Source organism: Actinocorallia longicatena (assembly GCF_039534125.1).
Lineage (GTDB): Bacteria > Actinomycetota > Actinomycetes > Streptosporangiales > Streptosporangiaceae > Actinocorallia > Actinocorallia longicatena.
In genome coordinates, this window is sequence record NZ_BAAAUV010000007.1 from 292,906 (window position 1) to 313,078 (window position 20,173).

Consider the following 20,173-nt stretch of genomic DNA (forward strand, 5'->3'; position numbering starts at 1 on the left):
AGTGATTACGATGGAACATTGGTCGCGCAGCCAGGAGGCCACGCTGTTCAGACATTATCATCTGCCTTCAAGTCTGCAGGAGTATCTGCCAGACCGGAATGAGCCGGTTGATCGTTGGCTCCAGGCGGAGAACGCGTCCAATGTCGACACCGTTGTGGCCACGATAGGCGATATTTGCGATGTCCCGCCGGAATTTCTGGTGGATCCCTTCGCCGGCGGCGGCAGTGTCGCCGTCGCGGCGCGCAAAATGGGAGTTCCGTTCTTCGGGATGGAGATCGACCCCGCCCTCGCCTGTGCCTGTATCGCCAAGATCACGGACGGTCCGGTCGCCGAGGGCTGCCTGAAGGTCGTGGGCACGATCCGTGACGCCATGGGCCGCCCGTTCGGCCATGACGAGGTCGCCGCCGACCAGAACCGCGCCAATCCCGTCGTCCCCGGCAGCCGCGTCCTGTGCGCCGACGGCACCGACCCCGAGTCCTGGAAGCGGCTCGACCCGCCCGCCCGCGGGCACGCGGTGATCTACACCTCGCCGCCGTTCGGCGTCTCCTCGCCCCGGGTCGTCCTGCCCGCGGTGGTCCGCCGCGACGCGCTCAAGGCGCTCGACGAGGGCCGGGTCCTGCTGCCGTCCGAGCCGCCGGCGGAGTTCCCCGACTACCTCAGCATCGCGATGGGCGCACTGTCGCTGGCGGTCCGAGGGCTGGAGAGCGCCACGCTGATCGTCGAGCACGAGCCCGACGACCAGGGCGCCGACTCCCGCCGGACGCTGGCCGAGAGCCTCGAGACGGGGCTCGGCCGCAAGGTCCGCGACGTCCGGGTGCTCGAGACGCGGGCCTTCTCCCGGCGCGGGCCGTTCTCGCTGATCGTCTGCGAGGTCGCATGACGACGGTACTCGTGACGGGCGCCAAGCTCGTCCCGGCCGAGGCACTGGACCTCATCGAGAGCCGCGGCTACACCGTCCGGCATCTGGCCGAGAACAAGCTCACCGACGGCGAGCTCGACAAGGCCCTCCACGACGTCGCCGGGTACCTGATCGGCGGCGAGGAGGAGCTGACGGCCGAGCACCTGTCCGACCACGCCGCGACGCTCCGCGCGATCGCCTTCGTCGGCACCGACTTCAGGGCGTTCGTGCCCGGCTGGCAGCGCGCCTTCGATCTCGGCATCCCCCTCATCAACTGCCCGGGCGCCAACGCGACCTCGGTCGCCGAGTACACCGCGCTGCTCCTGCTCATGATGGCCAGGCCGATCGCCGACCAGCCGCTGACCGCCGACGGCTCCGTGCCCCCGGCCCCCGCGCAGGGCATGGAGCTGGCCGGACGCACCCTGGGTATCGTCGGTCTCGGCCGGATCGGCTCGCGGGTCGCCTCGATCGCGGCGGGCTTCGGGATGAACGTCGTCTACAGCGGCCGCCACGAGGTGCCGGGCTCACCGCTGCGGTACGTGGACCAGTCCGAGCTGTTCCGGACCTCCGACGTGGTGTCGCTGCACCGGCCCGGTCTCGCGCACGGCGAGCCCGCGATCGTCGGCGCCCACGAGCTGGGGCTGATGCGGCCCGGCGGCATCCTCATCAACGCGGGCCACTACGACCTGGTCGATCCCGTCGCGCTCGCCGAAGCGATCTCGGGGAAGGGCGTCCGGGCGGCGTTCGACGGGATCGGCGCGGGCCGCGAGTGGCGCGAGCTGCTGCGCTACCCGCACGACAGGTTCCTCGCGCTGCCGCAGATGGGCTACCTCACCTCCGACGCCAACCGGCGGGCCGGCCTGATGGCGGCGACCGCGGTCTGCGACGTCCTCGACGGAGGCACCAGCCCGCTGGTGAACAACCCGGGCCATCAGGCCTCGGCGGCCCGGTCGGCCTCGTCGACCCGGGGCACGTAGGGCATCGCCGAGTCCCACAGCGCGTTGAAGTGGCGGCTGCGCTGCTCGATCGCCTCCGGATCGAGCGCCAGCCGCGTCGTCAGGAACGTCGGACGGTGGTCGGGCAGCCAGGCGGCCGAGTTGACCTCGTAGCTGACGGTGCCGTCGAACAGGATGATGTCGAACATCTGCTGCGGCGTCCCCGCCACCATCGAGGGGTTGAGCAGCCGCACCTCGATGCCCATCTGCTCCTGGAGCGCGCACAGCCGGGAGAACTGCCCGTCGCCGTAGGCGTCGTCGGTGCGGTCGAGCACGAACACGCGGCGCACCCGCACCCCGCGCTTGACCGCCTCCTTCTGGTAGTCGAGGTAGCGGCGGCCCAGGTCGGTCATCCAGAATCCGCCGTGGCCCTCGACGCCGGCGTCGACCATGCCGAGGCTGACGGCGTCGAGCGAGCGGGACGCCTGCCGGGTGAGCGCGAGCATCCAGTCGCGGTCCTCGCCGTCGTAGAAGACCATGCTTCCGTCGCCGAGCTCCTTGAGGAACCGGGAGACCCTGCCGATCTCGGACTGGGCCATGGCGAAGATGAGATCGGGCGCGCCCTTGATGCGGGTGGAGTTCCGGACGAGATTGGTGATCTCGTGGGTGTGCATGACCGACTCCTCGACGAGCCCGTAGAGCTCCGTCGCCTCACTGATCTTGGAGAAGCCCTCCTGGACCAGCCGGGTCGTCGACTCGTGGTGGCGGGCCAGGCGCATCTCCATCGACTCGACGCGCTTCTCGAACTCCCAGATGAACTGGACGACCAGGACCACGCTGCCGATCAGGACCGACAGCGTGATCTGCCAGGCCTGGTCGGTGTCGAACTGGTTGGTCGAGAAGTAGGTGAGGGCGCCGATGCCCCCGGTGGTGATCGCCTTGACGAGCACCGACGATCGGTGGGAACTACGCTCTCCGGAGGGCTGGCTCATCGGCATCCGCTCTGTAGCCGTCGGAGGCCGCGCTCAGCATGGTCACCGTGTTCAGCGCCAGCTGATCGCGCACCCTGTGGACCGACAGATCCCACTGCCGGGTGAAGCCCTGGGCCCGGTCGAGCGTCGCCCACAGGGGCATCAGCTCGGGCTTGACCCGCGCCGCGGGCATCCAGTGGTGCAGGACATGGTCGATGACGGGACGGACCAGCGGCAGCATCTTCGCGGGCGGGCCGGAGCCGAGCTGGGCGCGTTCGAGGATCTCCTCGACGGTGCTGAGCAGCCAGTCGTGCAGCGCGAGATCCTCGACGAGATCGATGACGTCGTCGAGGCCGTGGTCGGGGAGGGCCAGCCTGAGCAGCCGGGTGCCGTCCCCGAGGATCTTGAACCGGAAGAGCTCCCCGCCGCCCTTCTCCGGACGCTGGAACGCCCATCTCCAGGAACCGCGGCGCGCCCTGACCGGGAGGACCCCGTCGAGCATCGGGGAGTTCTGGACCCCGTTCATCTGCTGTTCGGCGATGATCCCGACTTCGATGCCGCGGGAGCCCCGCTCGGATTCGGCGAATCCCGCGGCGGCGTCCTCGGCGTTGAGCTTTCCCAGGGTCTCGACCACTCCGGGATGGGACAGGTAGTGCGACCAGGCCTGCCGGTTGCCCGATCCGGCCCTGACGATCTCGGCGTAGGAGCAGGCCTGCAGGATCCGTCCGCCGGTGAGGGTGACCCGGGAGGCGACGGTGCCGACCGCGCGGGTGCGGCGGCCGTTGAGCGAGGGGAGCACGCAGTCGATCCCGGTCAGCGGCTCGGGGGAGACGGCGTAGGCGCGGGGCCGTGAGGCGCTGCGCACCTGCTCACCGGGGACGAGTTCGAGCAGGATCAGAGCCGCTTCGAGCGACAGGGCCCGCGAGTGGCTGAGGAACCCCGTCCTGACCTCGCCGACCGCGAGGTCGCCCTCAGATGCCGTCCGAGAAGACATGAGAGACCCTTCGCACGATGTCGTCGGGCAGCTCGACGTTCTGCGCCGCCGCCTGCTGCCGCACCTGGGCGGCGACCACCGGATCGATGGCCACCCGGCCGAGGATCATCCTCACGGCCGCCTCGACGTCCGAGAACCTGGTCTCCAGGACGGTCATGGTCCGGAAGGCGTAGAACGGCTGGGCCCGTTCGCCGAGCTTGATCACCGCGGGGAGTTCCGACCACGCGTCGGGGTAGGGGCCCTTCCACTGATCGGGAGTGACGATCGCCTTGCCCTGGTGCCGCAGCAGCCCCAGCCGCAGGAGCTGCCAGACGGCGGACAGGAACGCGCACGACCAGCGGCGTTCGCCGTCGAGGGGGTTGTCCCACAGCTGGACGTCGAGGCAGACCGAGTGCGCGAGCGCCCCGTTCTCCTTGGGCGGTGCCCAGCGGCGGCCGGCCATCGCCTGGTTCAGCGAGGTCCGCATCCCCTCGGCGTTGGTGAGCCAGCCGGTCTCGTGGGCGGGCGGCCTGCTGCCGTTCGCGCCCTGCGGCGGATCCGGGACGACGCGCGCCATGACCAGGGAGGCGGGGGAGACACCGCCGGCCTCGGCGCAACCGGACTCGCGGGCCAGGTAGTCGATGACGATGCCCTCGGCGGAGGCCGCCTCGATCAGCTCGGGGATCAGCTCGGCGGGACTTCTGATCTTGCTGAAGTACTCGTCGACCAGGAAGCAGGTGCTCACCCGCTGCCCGGCATGTCGGGTCAGGAGGAAGTCCGTCCAGGGTTTGATCTTGGCGAAGTGCTCCCGGATCCTCTCCGGGTGGAGGAGGTCCTCCATGTAGAGATGCCCGAGTTCGATCGACAGATGCGACCGGGGAACGAGTTCCACCCGCGGCCGCGCCGTGACGACCTCGACCTCGATCTCGGGGCTGCTCACAGGCGTGACCAGGCGTCGGTTCCCCACACGTCGCGGGCCAGCCGCTGGAAGGCCTCGACGGTGACGGCGTTGGCGACGTCGTCGTGGACGTCCTTGTCGGTGAGGAGCTGCTCGCGCCACTGGAGCATCGGGTCGAGCGGGACGGTCGCGATGACCGAGCTCCGCCCGAGTTCCAGCTCGATCGCCCGCTCGTTGAGGTCGGCGTTGACGCGCTGGAGCCAGGCCTCCTGGGTGGCGCGCAGGCCCAGCGTGCCCTCGGAGTCCGGGGTGACGACGGCGGTCCTGACGAAGCGGATCATGTCGCGCATCTCGTCCTCGGTGTGACCGTGCAGCATGCCCACGTCGATGAGGCCGCGTTCGCCGTAGACCAGGCCGGCCGCCGCCGACACGTGCTGCCGGGTCCAGCGGTGGAAGACGAGCCAGCGCACGCCCATCGCCTGGACCTTGGCGTTCTTGGTGGCCGTCAGGACCATCTCGGCCGCGTGGGAGCGGCCGGCGCTCAGGTCCATGATGATCAGGTCGAACTCCTCGCGGAGCCGGAGCAGCAGGTTGACGCAGCGTTCGACGACGTCGTCGTCCATGTTGAACTCGCCGCCGCCGATGTCGCCGGGGAAGAGCACCAGCCGCCCCGCGCCGCCGGGTTTCGGGCCGAGGGAGCGGGGATTGCCCTCCCGCCACACGTCGAGTTCGTGCGGTTTGACCAGATCCCCCTGGAGGTACTGGTGCAGGCCTCCGTCCTTGGTGCCGTGGGTGGCGTCCTCGATGCCGAAGATCGCACCCGAGGTCGGCGAGCCGAAGTCGAAGTCGAGATAGCAGACGTCCTCGCCGCTCAGCGCCCGCCGGTAGGCGATGTTGCAGGAGGTCACGGAGCGTCCGGTGCCGCCCTTGTCCGATGTGGAAATGACCAGCATGTCAGCCCGATCCCTCCTCGGCCTTTCTGCGGGCCACCTCCAGCTTGTCGAGGAGGCGGAGCACTTCGAGCGTCAGGGATTCGGAGGTTCCGGGCCGCTGGTAGAGGACCTCGCGCGCCCGGTCGAGCATGGTCTGCGCCTGGTCGAGCTCGTTGCGCAGCGGCCCGCGGGCGGCGATCGTGCTGTTCATGACCTCGAAGTCGAAGAGGTTGTTGGCCTCGTTCAGCAGGTCGCGGGCATGGCTGACGAGCGCGCTGCTCTGCGGCGGCCGGTCGTTGACGAGCTTGGTCGCGAAGACCAGGCACTCCACGATCCGCTCGGTGTAGTACCAGGAGGCGGAGGGGATCCTGGTGGGTTTCAGCAGGTGGGGGAAGATCTTCGACGGGTCGTCCCACAGGCCCTTGCCGTCGCCGCCGTCGATGCGCCGCAGGCTGAGATGCGACCAGATCGTGTCACCGAACTCGATGAGGGCGTCGCGCATCTCGGTGCTGCGGGCCATGCCCGCCAGCTTCAGCGCGCGCTTGAGGATGACGGCCGAATAGTCGGTGACCTGCCAGAGCAGCCGCTCCCCGTCGTCGCCCTCGATGTCCTCGCTGCCGACGAGCCGCATCGCGCTGCCGGGCTGGTGGAACCGCACCCCCCAGTCCGCGTCGGACGCGCGGCGGGTGATCCGGCCGCGCTGGGCGAGCTCCTCCAGGATGCGGAGCAGCCGGCTCAGGTCGGCGTCGGACGCCCGCCGGTTCTCCAGTTCCTGGACGACCATCGAGGTGACCAGGAGGCTGTAGTAGTCGGACTCGCGTCCGTCCGTGGTCTTCCACGGGATGTCCTCCAGCGGCCACCGGTCGTTGCCGAAGGTCGCGATGATGGCCCAGTAGCGCTGGGTCAGCTCCCAGCGCAGGCGGAGGGCGGCCGACAGTCGCAGCTGCTCCTCGTTGAGCAGGCGGAGGACGACGGTGCGTGAGGAGAACAGGTCGGCGATGCCGTCCAGTGCGTTGACCGTGAAGTACAGGAAGGGCGCGCTCTGGGCGTAGCCGTCGCGCTGCTTGCCGATGCCCGTGACGGCCTCGATCTCGGGGGCGTCCTTGACGACGCCCCAGCTCCAGCCGATTTCGAACAGCCGGTTGCGGTTGTCGAGCTCACTGGTCTGCCCGGAACCGATCGTGAAGTCGCGCACCGAGGCCCGGACGCCCTGGAGCTCCCGGTAGAGGTCCTCGACGACATGGCGGGGGGAGTCCCCGTACTGGTTCACCGAGCGGATCAGGGCCTTGCCCTCGTCGGACTCCGGGGTGAACACGTTGACCACGAAGCTGCGCAGCAGGCCGACCATCGCGGCCGTCAGCCGGACGCTGGCGATCGACTCCAGGTGCGCCAGCTTCTCCAGCAGGTCGGTGTTGCGGACCGAGCCGCGGAACACCTGGACGAAGCCGATGGTGTTCAGCATCAGCGAGACCGACATCGAGAACGAGTCGACCACGTCGAGGGCGGCCTGCGCCTCGGTCGGCGGCTTCTTCGGGTCGGGGCTCTGGAAGTAGCTGCCGCCGGAGAAGTAGGGCGTTCCGTCCTCGGTGTAGTGCTCGATGTACTCGATGAGGATGTCGGTGAGGGCCTGGGGGATCTCCAGCTCGTCGCCGAGGAGCTTGAGGGAGCCGAGGACGTCGTCCGCGGTCTGGTCCGGCTGGTCCACCCGGAAGATGGGGACGTCCGTGGCCGGGTACATGATGGCCAGCAGCTGCTCCGCGTCGCTGATGGAGTTCCGCGGGATCTCACTGCCCCAGGTCCACCGGCCCTCGCGCATCGAGGTCTCGACCACGGCACGCCAGATGCTGAGGAGCTGCTCGCGGGGCTGAATCCTCATGTAGGTCCGGCTCTCTGTGTTAGGTCACTTCTTCTTTCCACAGACCAACATCATTGCTGCATATCCGCGGCGGAGTTGTGTCACGGAGTCACACAGTCGATGGAGATCATATATCTCGGCCCATGATCCGAGGGGCTCCTCACATCGCTATCACGGATCCCCACGCCCGGGAAGTGCCGGTCACCGGCGGTAAAGGGGCTGCCGGGCTCGAGTACTTGCATAAAACCGGTGATAGCCACAGGTAATTCATCAATTCGTCCAGGGATCGCCTCTGCCGTGCAAGGCATCGTTCTGGCAGCGCGTCGTCCACCATCGAGATGGAGGGCGAGCCCGGTCCAGGCCGGTCATCATGCATCGAATCCATTCCCCTTTATCTGGCCATAGTGCTACAGAACGGACATGCGTGTTCCACGTGAAACGTGCGTGACCGGAGTCGAGTGATCTTGTTCTGGCGTTGTCGCTGGTGAGAGTTTCCCTCTGGAGGCGGCATCCCCACACGTTTGTTACCGACGGGGAGGTCTCGCTCGAATAATGCATCCGTAAGATCCGCTACCGGGGCCCCGGATCCCCGGGTGCCCGGTCCACCCCTCGAAACAGTGAGGTGTCATGCGGCGCTTTTTGCTCAGTACGACCGCGATCGCCGCCGTCGCGGCCGCCCTGCTCACGGTGCCCGCCGAAGCGGCTCCGACGCAGGCGAAGGAATACGTCGTCCTGTACGCGGAGGGGGCGAACCTCGGCACCGCCCGCGACGCGGTCAAGGCCGCCGGTGGCACGATCCTCAGCGAGAACGGCAAGCTGGGCGTCGCGACGGTCAAGACGACCGACGCCCGCTTCCTGGCCAAGGTCCGCACCTCGGGTTCGCTCTCCGGTGCGGCCGAGGACCGGGCCGTCGGTTACGTGCCGAAGGTCAAGCGCGCGGAGACCGCGGCGAACTCCGTGGAGAAGGTGCACGGCGACGGCGAGGCCCCGACGGTCGTCCACGACAAGAAGGCCGAGCCGCTCGACTCCCTCCAGTGGGACATGAAGCAGATCGACCTGCCCAAGGCGCACAAGTCCGAGCTCGGCTCGCGCAAGGTGCTCGTCGGCATCATGGACACCGGCGTCGACGCCTCCCACCCGGACATCAAGGACAACTTCGACTTCGACCTGAGCCGGAACTTCACCACGGACCTGCCGGCCGACGCCAACGGCACCGAGATCGACGGTTCCTGCGCGTCCGACCCGGACGGCTCCTGTGACGACCCGGCGACCGTCGACGAGAACGAGCACGGCACCCACGTGGCGTCGACCATCGCCTCGCCGATCAACGGCGAGGGCATCACCGGCGTCGCGCCGCGCAGCACGATCGTCAACCTGCGCACCGGCCAGGACTCCGGCTACTTCTTCCTCAAGCCGACCCTCGACGCCCTCGCCTACGCCGGCGACCACGGCATCGACGTCGTCAACATGTCGTACTACATCGACCCGTGGCTGTGGAACTGCGCCGCCAACCCGGCAGACAACGCCGACCAGCAGGCGCAGCAGCGGACCATCATCGACGCCACCAACCGCGCCCTGCGCTACGCCTACGACCACGGCGTGACGCTCATCGCGGCGGCCGGCAACGACCTGGTCGACTACACCAAGACCAACACCGACGGCTCCAGCCCGGACTTCGCGACCGTCCCCGGTGAGGACCCGCACCCGCGGACCGTCCCGGCGAGCTGCGTGTCCCAGCCGTCCGAGGGCGACCACGTCATCCCGGTCTCCTCGACGGGCATCAGCACCCGCAAGGCCTACTACTCCAGCTTCGGCAACGGCTACGTCGCCGTCGCGGCCCCCGGCGGCGACAAGGTCGACACCCCGGACCAGCGCGTCAACGACGCGGTCGGCATCTGGGCGGCCTACCCCGAGTCGGTCGGCCGCGAGGCCGGGACGATCGACGCGAACGGCAACCCCACGGTTCCGTTCGTGGTCAAGCAGGGCAAGGGCTACTACCAGTCGCTCCAGGGCACCTCGATGGCCGCTCCGCACGCCGTCGGCGTCGCCGCCCTGATCATCAGCCACTTCGGCAAGCGCGACCGCGTCAACGGCGGGCTCACCCTCCCGCCCGCGACCGTCGAGTCCAAGCTCCTCGGCACCGCGGTCCCGCACGCCTGCCCGACCCCGGCGACCTTCACCTACAACTGGTTCACGCGCGGCGGCACCGCGCAGAGCTCCACCCAGACCTGTGAGGGCACCCTCGAGCACAACGGCTTCTACGGCAACGGCATCATCAACGCCGCCAACGCCGTCTCCTAGTTCACAGCATCAAGACGAGGCCCGCGATCCACTCCGGATCGTGGGCCTCCTGCGTCGCAGATGGAGGAAGGAGGCCAGGGCCACCGCGGTGCAGGCGCCGCCCAGGGTCCAGTAGGTGTGGCGGCGGCGCGGGCTGACGGCCGTCCCGTCGTGGCCGAGGGCGCAGGGCATGACGTTCCCGGGGTTCTCCGGGTCGAAGTAGACGCAGCGGGAGAAGCGCGTCGACCAGAGCGGCGACCACTCCAGCGTCACCTCACGGGACTCGCCGGGCGACGGCTTGTAGGTGACGGTCGCGACCGCCGCGCCGGTCGGCGGCGACAGCTTCACGTGCTGGGACCCGCCGTAGGCGTCGAGCCGCTGCGTGCCGGTCGGCCGTCGAGCCAGGCCGCCGCCGCCAGCCCCCGAGGACGGCCACGGTGATCCGCCCCCGGTACCGCCCCAGAAACCCTTCCCTCAGCCCGGGCATCAGTGGGCCGGGCCGACGAAGATCCATTGCATGAACATCGGGCCGGTCTCCCGGAATCGTTCCAGGAGGAAAGGCCTAATTCCGACGGGCCGGAGAGGGCCCAGCGCTTATAGACGACACCGTTTGTTAGCGTTCCGGGCATGAGCGACATCCCGCGGAAGGCCGTGTCCCGTACCGCCAAGCTCGCCGCGCTCCCGCTGGGCTTCGCCGGCCGGACGGTCCTCGGCCTGGGCAAACGCACCATCGGACGGCCCGCGGAGGCCGTCGCCCTGGAGATCCAGCGCCGTACCGCCGACCAGATGTTCGCGGTGCTCGGCGAGCTCAAGGGCGGCGCGATGAAGGTCGGCCAGGTCATGTCGATCTTCGAGGCGGGCCTTCCGGACGAGCTCTCCGCCACGTTGCGCGCCGGGCTGACCCGCCTCCAGGAGGCGGCGCCCCCGATGCCCTCCGCCACCACCCGCAGGGTCATGGCCGACTCCTTCGGCCCCGGCTGGCGCGAGAGGTTCACGAGCTTCGACGAGAGCCCGGCCGCCGCCGCCTCCATCGGCCAGGTGCACAGGGCCGTCTGGCACGACGGCCGCGACGTCGCCGTCAAGGTGCAGTACCCCGGCGCCCGCGACGCCCTGATGAGCGACTTCAGGCAGATGTCCCGGCTCGGCCGGATCATCGCCCCGCTCTTCCCCGCCCTGGACCTGAAGCCGGTCATCGAGGGCCTGCGGGAACGCCTGGAGAAGGAGCTCGACTACGCCGACGAGGCCCGTCTGCAGAACGTCTTCCACGAGGCCTTCCGCGACGACCCCGACTACGTGATCCCGGCGGTCGTCGCCCAGTCCGGCGGCGTCCTGGTCACCGAATGGCTCGACGGCACCCCCCTCGCCGAGGTCATCGCCGGCACCGACCAGGAGGACAGGGACCGGGCCGGCCTGCTCCTCTTCCGTTTCCTCCTGGTCTCCCGCGTCCGCTGCGACCTGATCCACGTCGATCCCCACCCCGGCAACTTCCGCCTGATGCCCGACGGCCGTCTGGGCGTCCTCGACTTCGGCGGCGCCGCCGAAGTCCCTCCCGACCTGCAACGCTCCATCGCCCGTCTCCTGCGGATCGGCACCGCGGGCACCGGCGAGGACATGATCGTCGTCGCGGAGCAGGAGGGCCTGCTGCGCCCCGGCTCCGGCGTCGATCCCCGCGAACTCGAAGCGTTCATGGCCCCCCAGCTGGCCCCCCTCGCCCACGAGACCTTCCGCTTCACCCGCGCCTGGCTGAAGGAGGTCACCACCGGCAGCGTCTCGGTCGCCACCGACCTCCGCCCCGGCAGCCTCGCCCGCAAGCTGGGTCTTCCCCCGGCCTACCTCCCCCTGGCCCTCGCGATGTCGGCCTGTGAGGGAGTCCTCTGCCAGCTCGAGGCCGAAGCCCCCTATCGGGCCGAGGCCGTCGCCCATCTGCCCGGTTTCGCCGACGAACCGGTCTGACCTCCCTCGCCGTCGAGGAGGTCGAGGTAGAGGTTCAGGGCGGTGGCGCCCCGGAGCATCGAGCGTCCCTGGGCGGACAGGCGGCCGTGCCAGTCGTCCACGGTCGACGCGAGCGGGCCGATGCCACCGGCGGAGTGGATCCGGGCGATGAGGGGCGCGATCTGCTCCAGCAGGTGGCCGCCCCTTCTGAGCTGGTGGATCAGCCGGGCGTCCCGGACGTCGGACGCGCTGTAGATCCGGTAGCCCGTCCCGGGATCGCGGACCGGGCTGATCAGCCCCGCCTTCTCCCATGCGCGAAGCGTGGCGGGACGGAGGCCGAGGCTGCGGGCCAGCGGTCCGACGAAGGTCTCGCCGCCCTCCCGGGGCACCGGCGCGAGATCGCGGAGCGCGGCCTCCACGGCCTGGAGCGTCCGCCGGTCGTCGAGGAGCCGGGCATGGCTCTCGTCGACGAGCCGCAGCGCCTTCCCGAAGTCGCCCAGGTTGACGGCCCGCATGACGGCCGTCGCCGCCGCGTGGCCGTGCCCGGGAACGAGGGCGAGGAACGCCCGCAGGGCCTGCGCATGAAGCGGGGAGTAGCTGCGGTACCCGTTGAGGGTTCTCTCGGAGGCGGGCAGCACTCCGGCATCCTCATAATTCCTGATGGCCTGGGTGGACAGGCCGTGTTCCCGTGCCAGATCCACAGGCCTCATGGAGCAAAAGTTTACACCGGAAGTTCAACGATACCGTTGAAGATATGGACATCACGGACCTGACCCGTCCGCTCGACGGCCCGGCCGTCTCGGAGTTCCTGCGTTCCCTGCCCGCCCGGCCTCTGCTGCTGGGCCTGGGCGAGGCCAGGCACTTCGTCCAGGAACTGGGCGAACTGCGCAACGACCTCTTCCGCCATCTCGTCGAGCACGAGGGCTACCGCTCGTTCGCCATCGAGAGCGACTGCCTCAGAGCCCTTCTCGTGGACGACCACGTCACGAAGGGCACCGGCACCCTCGACGACGTCATGGAGCACGGCTTCAGCCACCGCTTCGGCACGATCCCGGCCAACCGCGCCCTCGTCCACTGGATGCGCGCCCACAACGAGTCCCACGAGGAGAAGCTCCGCTTCTTCGGCGTCGACGCCCCCCTGGAGTACTGGGCGGAGAGCCCGCGCCAGGCGCTCACCGCCCTCTACGACCTCCTGGAGGATCCCCTTCCGCACACCCGCGAGACCCTGGACGACCTCCTGGGCCCCGACGCCCGCTGGACGAACAGGGCCACCGTCATGGATCCGGCCCAGTCGATCGGCCGCACCCCCGAGGCCCGGCGCCTCCGCCTCATCGCCGACGACCTCACGGCCCTCCTGGAAACCCGGCTCCCCGCCCTGGCCCCGCACGACCGGGAACGAGCCGCCCTCTACGCCCGCACCGCCACCGGCCTGCTCCGCTACCACCACTGGATGGCCGACCCCTCCCCGCTCCGGATCTCCCACCTCTCGGCCCTCCGCGACGCCCAGATGGCCGCCAACCTCCAGGCCGCCGCCACCCACCACGGCCCCACCCTGGCCTACGCCCACAACCTCCACCTCCAGCGCACCATGAGCACCATGTCCCTGGGCCCCCACCCCCTGACCTGGTGGAGCGCTGGCGCCCTCGCCCGAACCCACCTGTCCCCCCGCTACGCCTTCCTGGCCACCTCCTTCGGAACCCTCGCCGGCGACGGCCCACCCCCCGGCACCCTCGAAGCCGTCCTCAGCACCCACCCCGCTTCCCGAACCCTCACTCCCACCCGATCCCTCACACTCCCCGCTCCCGTCCCGCCCCGGCGCCGTACCTCCGACCCCGCCTACTTCCCCCTGGACCCCACCCACCTCCATGACCCGGACGCCCTGATCCACCTCAGGTCCGCCACCCCCCAGGACCCAACCTGACCGAACCCCGGGCCACTAGCCTGTGATGGTGACCGACCTGGACGAGCTGATCGTGGCCGACGGCGCGGCGCTGCGTGCGTGGCTGATGGACAACCACGCTTCCTCTCCCGGCGTCTGGCTCGTCCTGACCAGGAAGGGCGGCTCCGTCACCACGCTTTCCTGGCAGCAGGCCGTCGACGAGGCCCTGTGCTTCGGCTGGATCGACGGGCAGGCCCGCAAGCGCGACGAGGAGAGCTCCTGGAGGCGGTTCACCCCGCGCCGGCCCCGCAGCGTCTGGTCCCAGCGGAACGTCGCCAACGTGGCCCGGCTGGAGGCGGCCGGCCTGATGCTGCCCGCCGGCCGAGCCGCGGTGGACGCCGCGAAGGCCGACGGGCGGTGGGCGGCCGCCTACGCGCCGCCGTCGGAGGCGGAGGTGCCGGCCGACCTGCGCGCCGCGATCGCCGCCGAACCGGCGGCGCAGGCGATGTTCGAGATGCTCACCAAGACCAACCGCTTCTCCCTCATCACCAGGGTCAACTCCGTCAAGCGGGCTGAGACGCGCGCCCGGAAGATCGCCGAATTCGTGGCGATGCTGGCGCGGCACGAGACGATGCACCCTCAGCGAGCCAGGCCGACGGACCCGCCGACATCGTGACCGGATTCCGCCGGACTCCTCAGCCGTATCGCTCGACGAGTGCGTTGCCGATCGAGACCAGGTGGTCCCGCACGGCCGGAGGGCCGGTCACTTCGAGCCATTCGACCAGCCCGGCGAGTTCACCGGCGATGGTGTGCTCGTCGTAGCCGCGGATCACGACGTCGATGCGTCCGTCGGCCTTGGTGCCTCCGATTTCGAGCCTGTCGCCGAAGCCGATCCGGAGTATGCCGATGCCGTGGGGCGCGCAGACGGCCTGAACCTCGAAGGGCGTTCGTCTGCGGTCGATCTCGTCGGCGATCTCGTGCCAGCTCGCGGCGAGGTCGAAGTCCTCGGGCCGGTGGACGGGATCGTGGGTCGCGTCGGCGGATCTCACGCGGTCGATCCGGAAGGTCCGCCGACCCGTCTCGGTGTGGCAGACGAGGTACCAGACCGGGCCCTTGGCGACGATGCCCAGCGGGTGGACGGTTCTCCGAGTCTCGGCGCCCTTGCCGTCGACGTAGCCGAGCCGTACCTGGACGCCGCGGATGACCGCGTCCTGGAGCGCGTCGAGGAAGGGCGGCGGCCGGAGCTCGACCCGGTTCGATCCCCATCGTCGCGGATCCATGACCAGGGATGACGCCGCCGCCTCGGCCTGGGCACGGAAGGGTTCCGGCAGGGCCTGGACGAGTTTGCGCAGCGCGGCCTTCACGGTCGGCGTCGCGGCCGAGGCCGGGCCGGCGACCAGGAACAGGGCGCGGGTCTCGCCCGCGGTCAGGCCCGACAGATCGGTGCGGGAGCCGCCCACCAGACGCCACCCGCCGCCCCGGCCCTGCGTGGAGTAGAGGGGCACCCCGGCCATGGCCAGGGCGTCGAGGTCGCGGCGGGCGGTGCGCTCGGAGACCTCCAGCTCCCGGGCGACCTCAGCCGCCGTGACCTGCTCGCGCCGCTGCAGCATGAGGAGGACGGCCACCAGCCGGTCGGTTCGCATACTGACCAAACTCTCACGGGAAACCGGTCATGAGGTGACCGGTTTCGGGAGGCAGGGTAGCGGCATGACCTCAACCGATTTCCCCGAGCCCACCCTCGTTCCGGTCAACGGTGTGGAACTCGAAGTCTTCGAAGCGGGCCGGGAGAACGCGGGAAGGCCCGTCGTGCTGTGCCACGGCTGGCCGGACCACGCCTTCACCTGGCGCCACCAGATGCCCGCCCTCGCCGCGGCGGGCTACCACGTCATCGCGCCGAACCAGCGGGGCTACGGCAACTCCTCCCGCCCGGCCGAGGTGACCGACTACGACATCGAACACCTGTCGGGTGATCTCGTCGCGCTCCTCGACCACTACGGATACGACGATGCGACCTTCGTCGGCCATGACTGGGGCGCCTTCGTCGTCTGGGGCCTGACCCTGCTGCACCCCGCCCGTGTCAGCAAGGTGATCAACCTGAGCCTGCCCTACCAGGAGCGCGGTGCGAAGCCGTGGATCGAGTCCATGGAAGCCGTGCTCGGCGGCGACTTCTACTTCGTCCACTTCAACCGGCGGCCGGGCGTCGCCGACGCCGTGTTCGAGGCCAACACCCTCCGGTTCCTCCGCAACCTGTACCGGAAGGACCAGCCCCCCGCGGCGCCCGAGCCCGGCATGGCGCTGATCAACCTCGCCCACGCGCCGACGCCCCTCGGCGAGCCCCTCATGAGCGACGGCGATCTGGCCGTCCTCGTCTCCGCCTTCGAGACCTCCGGGTTCACCGGCGGAATCAACTGGTACCGGAACCTCGACCGCAACTGGAGCCTCCTGGCGGCCGCGGAGCCGATCATCCACCAGCCCACCCTCATGATCTACGGCGCCCGCGACACCGTCGCAAGGTCCGAGACCCTGACGGATTTCGTACCCGACGCGGAAGTGATCAGCCTGGACTGCGGCCACTGGATCCAGCAGGAAAGGCCGGAAGAAACGAACCAGGCCATTCTCACCTGGCTGGACAAGCAGAACACCGCCTGACGATCAAAGGCCGGTTCCGAGTGATCTCAGAACCGGCCTTCGAGTTGGTCGGGGTGGCGGGATTCGAACCCACGGCCTCTTCGTCCCGAACGCTGGATCTACGGCTGCTAGGTCCGGCATGAGAGCCCACGGGCGTATCCGGTTGTCTCTGGCCGACCCCGGCTGTTCCTGCGCGTCGTCAGGCAGTTGGTCAGGCTTCCACAGCTGGTAGCCCTCAACCAGCGCGGCTGCTCTGCACCGACCTAAGGCGACCAGCAGAGCGTCAACCTTGGCGTTCGAGGCGGGTCGGGCGCGTTGAGAGGTAGCGCGACGTTGGCCTGGCGACGGCTGACCTGCCTTTAAGGCCTCAACATGGCAACCCGTGAACCTCGGTTTTCCTGTTCTAGAGATCAGGAGCCTGCTAGAAGAGTAGCATGGCCTCGATCTAGAGCAGAGGCTGTACCTATTTAGACTCAGGGGTTGCGTAATGCAGCTAGCCGAGATTTCAGTAAAAGGCCTTTTTGGAAGATATTCCCACACCGTCACTTTCCCGACTTCTGAAGAAAATGATTCACGGCCATCCGTTACAATTCTCCATGGTCAAAATGGGATAGGCAAGACAACATTGCTCCGCATGCTCGAAGGTGCGATGCGTCTTGATTTCGACATCTTCCGAAGGACGCCATTCTCTAGCTTTCGGCTAATTTTCAACAGTGGTCAAGAATTGAAAGTTACGCCTAGCAACGGCGGCATATTTATTGAATTTGGCGAACTAAACGCAATCCTCAGCGCGACGGGAAAAGGCGCTGCGGATCCCGATGACCAGCCGCGCGTGGAGGAACTTAGGGCACGGTTTCAGAACGCCACGCAGGGGGTCACCCTAACCTACGTCGATGCGAACCGAAGTTTCGGATTTCCCTCATGGCTGCATGTGGATGAGGATGATCTATCCACTAGGCAAATCGCACTTGATCGCGAAATGCGTAATTTGCGGCGAATGCGCACGGGTGTCGAGTCTGACGTTCCTGACCCACTTAAGTTTTCGGCTCGTCCAAAGGACCTTCTTGCGCGGAGGGTGAAGAAGTTCATCCAGGACGCACAGCTCGATTACCGCCAGTTTTTCGCGGTAGGAGAACCGGATCTTCTACCAAGGATCATTCATAATCTCCGGACTCGGACCGCAGAACCAATGTCTCGTGACGCGGTAGCAAGCGAGCTGGGCAGGGTTTTCGAGCGGGCAGATGTTCACAAGAGACTAGGAATAGTCGGGACAGAAACCTGGGACTACGAGAGCCTAAAGGAGATCCTTGGCGATATCGGAGATAAGCCAGGCGATGAGCATGCCCTGGTCGCCTTCAATACGTACGTGGAGTTTCTGAGCGCGCAAGCCGATGCACGCCATCTAATCGCTGAACGCCTGCTAACCTTTGAAGAGGTAATGAAAGACTTCTTTGAAGATAAGGCGGTGATGATTGATCAAAAGCACGGCCTTAGAGTGATGACTGCTAATAATTCCTATCTGGACGAAAGCCAGCTCAGCTCAGGCGAGTACCAACTATTGTTTCTAATGGTATCAGCCTTGACAACGAGACGTCGTGGAACAGTCATCGCAATCGACGAGCCGGAGATCTCAGTCCATATTTCCTGGCAGCGTCGATTGGTTCATAACCTAATCCGGTGTGCGTCGCGGGCAGCTCCTCAGTTTATTTTTGCGACGCACTCTCCCGACATCGCGTCAGGTTACCCAGAGAGTATGGTCGAACTTTCCCCCAAGGTGTGAATAGATAAGATGCGTCGAGACGTCGCGGCAATCCTCATTGCCCATAAGTTCGATCCGCTTCGGCGGGAGCTATATGTGGAAGGGAAAAAGGATCGCGTCTTCCTCGAATGGGCTACAGGAACGCGCAAGAGCGATCAGGCGCTAATTATACAGATCGAGTTTGTCGATATTCCCGATTGCCCTACGGGAGGTAATCGGAGTCGGCTTCTCAAGTTTCTTAGTCAAGTGCAAGGGGAGGCCGCGGATATCCGCGGGCTAGTGGACGCTGATTCCGATCGGCTGAAGGATGTGATCCCGACATATCCAGACAATGTTTGGGTTACTGACTGGCGTAGTATCGAGTCGTATGTGATGACCGAAGAATGCCTGGATGCCGCTCTTCGGCTGGGCGGATCTATAGACTCTATCGACGCAAAATCTGCCTTGCGAAATGTAATGGTTGTCGCGCGATGGCTCGCGGCGGTGAGGTTCGCGTCGGAAAGTAATGATTTTAGGCTCAGCGTTTCCGAAGCGAAATGGGCAAAATACATCAAGTGTCAGCCTGGGGGAACGCTGACGGTGGATCAAGAATCGATAATTGTCTCCCTGTGTCAAAAAGCCGGGATCAGCCTGGCAAAAGCTTCGCTGGATAGCGTTGTCGGAGCGATCAAGGAAGCCGAGGAGCGTCTAGCTAAACTCGATGATCTTCATGTCGTTCACGGAAAAGACTTTATGAAGATCCTCACGATTCTTCTTGACAGATTTACTGTCAATGTGGATGATGCGGGCCGCCTTCTCTGGCCCGCCTTCCAGCGGGAACGCTTGTCTGAGTACCCTGCCCTGGCTGAGGTGGTCGAGTATTTGACTGTCTCGACCCTATCGGCCTAGGCAGTCAGTGGTCAGAGAGTTCCTGACCGGGACGCTAGATTGCCTATTTATGCGTTTCCACACTATTGCCATGGCTGGGACGGACCCGCGCTGTGTTCTGCCGCAACCCGGGGAGAAACGATAAAAGGCCCTCCCGCTAGAGCCGGAGAGCCTTTGTCAAAGGGCGATTCTACTACCGACTTAGGTAGGCGAACGTCGGCTTGGGGTGCATGAGGAAGTCGTGATGGGAGATGTTCCAGCCGTAGGCGCCAGCCATTGAGAAGGCGACGATGTCGCCGACACCGATTGTCTCCGTCTGGACGTCCTTCGCGAACACGTCCTTTGGGGTGCAGAGCTGGCCTACGAGGGTGACTGGCTGGCCCTCAGCTCGCGGGCCGTTGCTCGACCGGGGCAGAACGGTGAAGGGCTGGTTGTGCTGCTTGGTGACCGGCGTGCGGAAGTGCATGGTGCCGCCGCGAAGAACGACGTAAGCCTGGCCGTGTGCCTGCTTCACATCGAGCACGTCAGTCAGGTACCAGCCTGAATAGACGCTGATCGCCCGACCAGGTTCGATGCGGAGAGTCTCGTTCGGGCGAGCGAGCGTTGTGATGTTCTCTGCGTAGCGCTTCCAGTCGAAGCGGTCTTCGGGGGCTGCGTAGTTCACGGCCATGCCACCGCCGACGTTGAACTCTCGGGGTCCGATATGACCGATCTTGTCCAGCCATGAGCGGCCCCATACCGCGATCTCGGCGGATTGAGCGACCATCGCCGCATCGTTCAGCCCAGAAGCCAGGTGAGCGTGAATGCCGTGAAGCTTGATGTTCGGCGAGGAGGCGAGGATCTCGGTACATGACTCGATCAGCTCGGGATCCATGCCGAATGGTCCGCTCATCGCCAGAGCGACACCGGCGCGGTCGCCCGCGAGGTTGAGCCGGAGCAGGACATCAGCCTGACGACCCGCGGTTCGGGCGATGCGCGCCAGCCGCTCCAGCTCGTAAGGGCTCTCGACATGGATGCGTTCCACCCCGAGATGCAAGGCCAGTTCGAGTTCCTGATCCGTCTTGCCTGGACCACCGAACGCGAGACGGGCATCGGGCAGTGCATCCCGGACGTGCGCCAGCTCGCCGCCCGATGCGACCTCGATACCGTCCACGTAGGGGGCGATGGTTCGGAGAATCGGGACGTCCGGGTTCGCCTTGGCGGCGTAGAAGATTTCCGGGGCCCCCGGCGCGCTCAGGGCGTCGCGAACCTCAGCGACATGCCCCTTGAGTGCGTCGAGGTCGTAGACGAAGGCGGGCAGTTGGGCATTGGCGGCCAGCTCACCGGCCTTGGCTTCGACGAGATGCGAGATCATACGGACCTCCTT

At 67.2% G+C, this 20,173-nt stretch carries 18 protein-coding genes; 9 read left to right on the forward strand and 9 right to left on the reverse strand.

All coding sequences use genetic code 11. The features are described from left to right. Window positions 1–199 precede the first annotated feature (199 nt). Together ABD785_RS17095 and ABD785_RS17100 are read left to right on the forward strand one after the other, a co-directional pair. Window positions 200–880: a hypothetical protein gene (locus tag ABD785_RS17095; RefSeq protein WP_344829147.1), complete on the forward strand. Its 681-nt coding sequence runs from the start codon at window positions 200–202 to the stop codon at window positions 878–880. Further along, window positions 877–1,875, forward strand: coding sequence for an NAD(P)-dependent oxidoreductase (locus tag ABD785_RS17100; protein ID WP_344829148.1), 999 nt, complete (start codon window positions 877–879; stop codon window positions 1,873–1,875). Before ABD785_RS17095 ends, ABD785_RS17100 begins: the two co-directional genes overlap by 4 nt. On the opposite strand, the gene ABD785_RS17105 is transcribed toward ABD785_RS17100, so the two are convergent. Genes ABD785_RS17105 through ABD785_RS17125 form a run of 5 tightly spaced genes read right to left on the reverse strand, consistent with a single transcriptional unit; the run spans window position 1,830 to window position 7,483 of the window. Next, window positions 1,830–2,783: a DUF6879 family protein gene (locus ABD785_RS17105; RefSeq protein WP_344829150.1), complete on the reverse strand. Its 954-nt coding sequence runs from the start codon at window positions 2,781–2,783 to the stop codon at window positions 1,830–1,832. The two genes, ABD785_RS17100 and ABD785_RS17105, sit on opposite strands and share 46 nt — an antisense overlap. A gap of 16 nt (window positions 2,784–2,799) precedes the next feature. Next, the gene (locus ABD785_RS17110; RefSeq protein ID WP_344829151.1) at window positions 2,800–3,798 is read right to left on the reverse strand and encodes an SCO2521 family protein; all 999 of its coding nucleotides are present in this window, start codon (window positions 3,796–3,798) and stop codon (window positions 2,800–2,802) included. Then, entirely contained in the window at window positions 3,776–4,717 is a 942-nt protein-coding gene (locus ABD785_RS17115) for an SCO2522 family protein (RefSeq protein WP_344829152.1), read from the reverse strand. Before ABD785_RS17115 ends, ABD785_RS17110 begins: the two co-directional genes overlap by 23 nt. Then, the gene (locus ABD785_RS17120; RefSeq protein WP_344829153.1) at window positions 4,714–5,628 is read right to left on the reverse strand and encodes an SCO2523 family variant P-loop protein; all 915 of its coding nucleotides are present in this window, start codon (window positions 5,626–5,628) and stop codon (window positions 4,714–4,716) included. The genes ABD785_RS17115 and ABD785_RS17120 overlap by 4 nt, the downstream gene beginning before the upstream one ends. A 1-nt stretch (window position 5,629) precedes the next feature. After that, the gene (locus ABD785_RS17125) at window positions 5,630–7,483 is read right to left on the reverse strand and encodes an SCO2524 family protein (protein WP_344829154.1); all 1,854 of its coding nucleotides are present in this window, start codon (window positions 7,481–7,483) and stop codon (window positions 5,630–5,632) included. A 606-nt stretch (window positions 7,484–8,089) separates the two neighbouring features. On the opposite strand from ABD785_RS17125, the gene ABD785_RS17130 reads away from it, so the two are divergent. Further along, window positions 8,090–9,763 (forward strand): S8 family peptidase, encoded by a 1,674-nt coding sequence (locus ABD785_RS17130; protein WP_344829155.1) that lies wholly within the window; start codon window positions 8,090–8,092, stop codon window positions 9,761–9,763. A 9-nt stretch (window positions 9,764–9,772) separates the two neighbouring features. On the opposite strand, the gene ABD785_RS17135 is transcribed toward ABD785_RS17130, so the two are convergent. Beyond that, a complete protein-coding gene (locus ABD785_RS17135; RefSeq protein WP_344829156.1) occupies window positions 9,773–10,090 on the reverse strand; it encodes a hypothetical protein in 318 nt (105 codons plus the stop codon). 279 nt (window positions 10,091–10,369) lie between these two features. Between ABD785_RS17135 and ABD785_RS17140 the strand changes: the two genes are divergently transcribed. Beyond that, window positions 10,370–11,695, forward strand: a complete 1,326-nt coding sequence (locus tag ABD785_RS17140) for an ABC1 kinase family protein (protein ID WP_344829157.1) — start codon at window positions 10,370–10,372, stop codon at window positions 11,693–11,695. On the opposite strand, the gene ABD785_RS17145 is transcribed toward ABD785_RS17140, so the two are convergent. After that, the gene (locus tag ABD785_RS17145) at window positions 11,641–12,384 is read right to left on the reverse strand and encodes a TioE family transcriptional regulator (protein WP_344829158.1); all 744 of its coding nucleotides are present in this window, start codon (window positions 12,382–12,384) and stop codon (window positions 11,641–11,643) included. The genes ABD785_RS17140 and ABD785_RS17145 overlap by 55 nt on opposite strands. 44 nt (window positions 12,385–12,428) lie before the next feature. Here ABD785_RS17145 and ABD785_RS17150 point away from each other — a divergent pair, with 44 nt between their 5' ends. Further along, window positions 12,429–13,595 carry an erythromycin esterase family protein gene (locus ABD785_RS17150; RefSeq protein ID WP_344829159.1) on the forward strand — a complete coding sequence of 389 codons (1,167 nt, stop codon included), beginning with the start codon at window positions 12,429–12,431 and terminating at the stop codon, window positions 13,593–13,595. A 25-nt stretch (window positions 13,596–13,620) separates the two neighbouring features. Further along, window positions 13,621–14,229, forward strand: coding sequence for a YdeI/OmpD-associated family protein (locus tag ABD785_RS17155; protein ID WP_344829160.1), 609 nt, complete (start codon window positions 13,621–13,623; stop codon window positions 14,227–14,229). Window positions 14,230–14,248: 19 nt separating this feature from the next. Here the strand turns inward: ABD785_RS17155 and ABD785_RS17160 are convergent, their stop codons facing one another. Further along, the gene (locus ABD785_RS17160; RefSeq protein WP_344829161.1) at window positions 14,249–15,196 is read right to left on the reverse strand and encodes a helix-turn-helix transcriptional regulator; all 948 of its coding nucleotides are present in this window, start codon (window positions 15,194–15,196) and stop codon (window positions 14,249–14,251) included. Between the two features lie 64 nt (window positions 15,197–15,260). Between ABD785_RS17160 and ABD785_RS17165 the strand changes: the two genes are divergently transcribed. The 3 genes from ABD785_RS17165 (at window position 15,261) to ABD785_RS17175 (ending at window position 18,828) form a co-directional block, all read left to right on the forward strand. Next, window positions 15,261–16,202, forward strand: a complete 942-nt coding sequence (locus tag ABD785_RS17165) for an alpha/beta fold hydrolase (protein ID WP_344829162.1) — start codon at window positions 15,261–15,263, stop codon at window positions 16,200–16,202. A 466-nt stretch (window positions 16,203–16,668) separates the two neighbouring features. After that, on the forward strand, window positions 16,669–17,961 hold the full coding sequence (locus ABD785_RS17170; protein ID WP_344829163.1) for an AAA family ATPase: 1,293 nt from the start codon (window positions 16,669–16,671) through the stop codon (window positions 17,959–17,961). A gap of 9 nt (window positions 17,962–17,970) precedes the next feature. Then, window positions 17,971–18,828, forward strand: a complete 858-nt coding sequence (locus ABD785_RS17175; RefSeq protein WP_344829165.1) for a hypothetical protein — start codon at window positions 17,971–17,973, stop codon at window positions 18,826–18,828. 172 nt (window positions 18,829–19,000) lie between these two features. Here ABD785_RS17175 and ABD785_RS17180 read toward each other — a convergent pair whose 3' ends face one another. Beyond that, on the reverse strand, window positions 19,001–20,161 hold the full coding sequence (locus ABD785_RS17180; RefSeq protein WP_344829166.1) for a type III PLP-dependent enzyme: 1,161 nt from the start codon (window positions 20,159–20,161) through the stop codon (window positions 19,001–19,003). Window positions 20,162–20,173: the final 12 nt, after the last annotated feature.

Excerpts from the sequence above, each read along its gene's own strand:
- ABD785_RS17100 (WP_344829148.1), top strand. The coding sequence starts at position 877 with ATGACGACGGTACTCGTGACGGGCGCCAAGCTCGTCCCGGCCGAGGCA.
- ABD785_RS17110 (WP_344829151.1), bottom strand. The coding sequence starts at position 3,798 with ATGTCTTCTCGGACGGCATCTGAGGGCGACCTCGCGGTCGGCGAGGTC.
- ABD785_RS17120 (WP_344829153.1), bottom strand. The coding sequence starts at position 5,628 with ATGCTGGTCATTTCCACATCGGACAAGGGCGGCACCGGACGCTCCGTG.
- ABD785_RS17125 (WP_344829154.1), bottom strand. The coding sequence starts at position 7,483 with ATGAGGATTCAGCCCCGCGAGCAGCTCCTCAGCATCTGGCGTGCCGTG.
- ABD785_RS17130 (WP_344829155.1), top strand. The coding sequence starts at position 8,090 with ATGCGGCGCTTTTTGCTCAGTACGACCGCGATCGCCGCCGTCGCGGCC.
- ABD785_RS17140 (WP_344829157.1), top strand. The coding sequence starts at position 10,370 with ATGAGCGACATCCCGCGGAAGGCCGTGTCCCGTACCGCCAAGCTCGCC.
- ABD785_RS17145 (WP_344829158.1), bottom strand. The coding sequence starts at position 12,384 with ATGAGGCCTGTGGATCTGGCACGGGAACACGGCCTGTCCACCCAGGCC.
- ABD785_RS17150 (WP_344829159.1), top strand. The coding sequence starts at position 12,429 with ATGGACATCACGGACCTGACCCGTCCGCTCGACGGCCCGGCCGTCTCG.
- ABD785_RS17155 (WP_344829160.1), top strand. The coding sequence starts at position 13,621 with ATGGTGACCGACCTGGACGAGCTGATCGTGGCCGACGGCGCGGCGCTG.
- ABD785_RS17160 (WP_344829161.1), bottom strand. The coding sequence starts at position 15,196 with ATGCGAACCGACCGGCTGGTGGCCGTCCTCCTCATGCTGCAGCGGCGC.
- ABD785_RS17165 (WP_344829162.1), top strand. The coding sequence starts at position 15,261 with ATGACCTCAACCGATTTCCCCGAGCCCACCCTCGTTCCGGTCAACGGT.
- ABD785_RS17170 (WP_344829163.1), top strand. The coding sequence starts at position 16,669 with ATGCAGCTAGCCGAGATTTCAGTAAAAGGCCTTTTTGGAAGATATTCC.
- ABD785_RS17175 (WP_344829165.1), top strand. The coding sequence starts at position 17,971 with ATGCGTCGAGACGTCGCGGCAATCCTCATTGCCCATAAGTTCGATCCG.
- ABD785_RS17180 (WP_344829166.1), bottom strand. The coding sequence starts at position 20,161 with ATGATCTCGCATCTCGTCGAAGCCAAGGCCGGTGAGCTGGCCGCCAAT.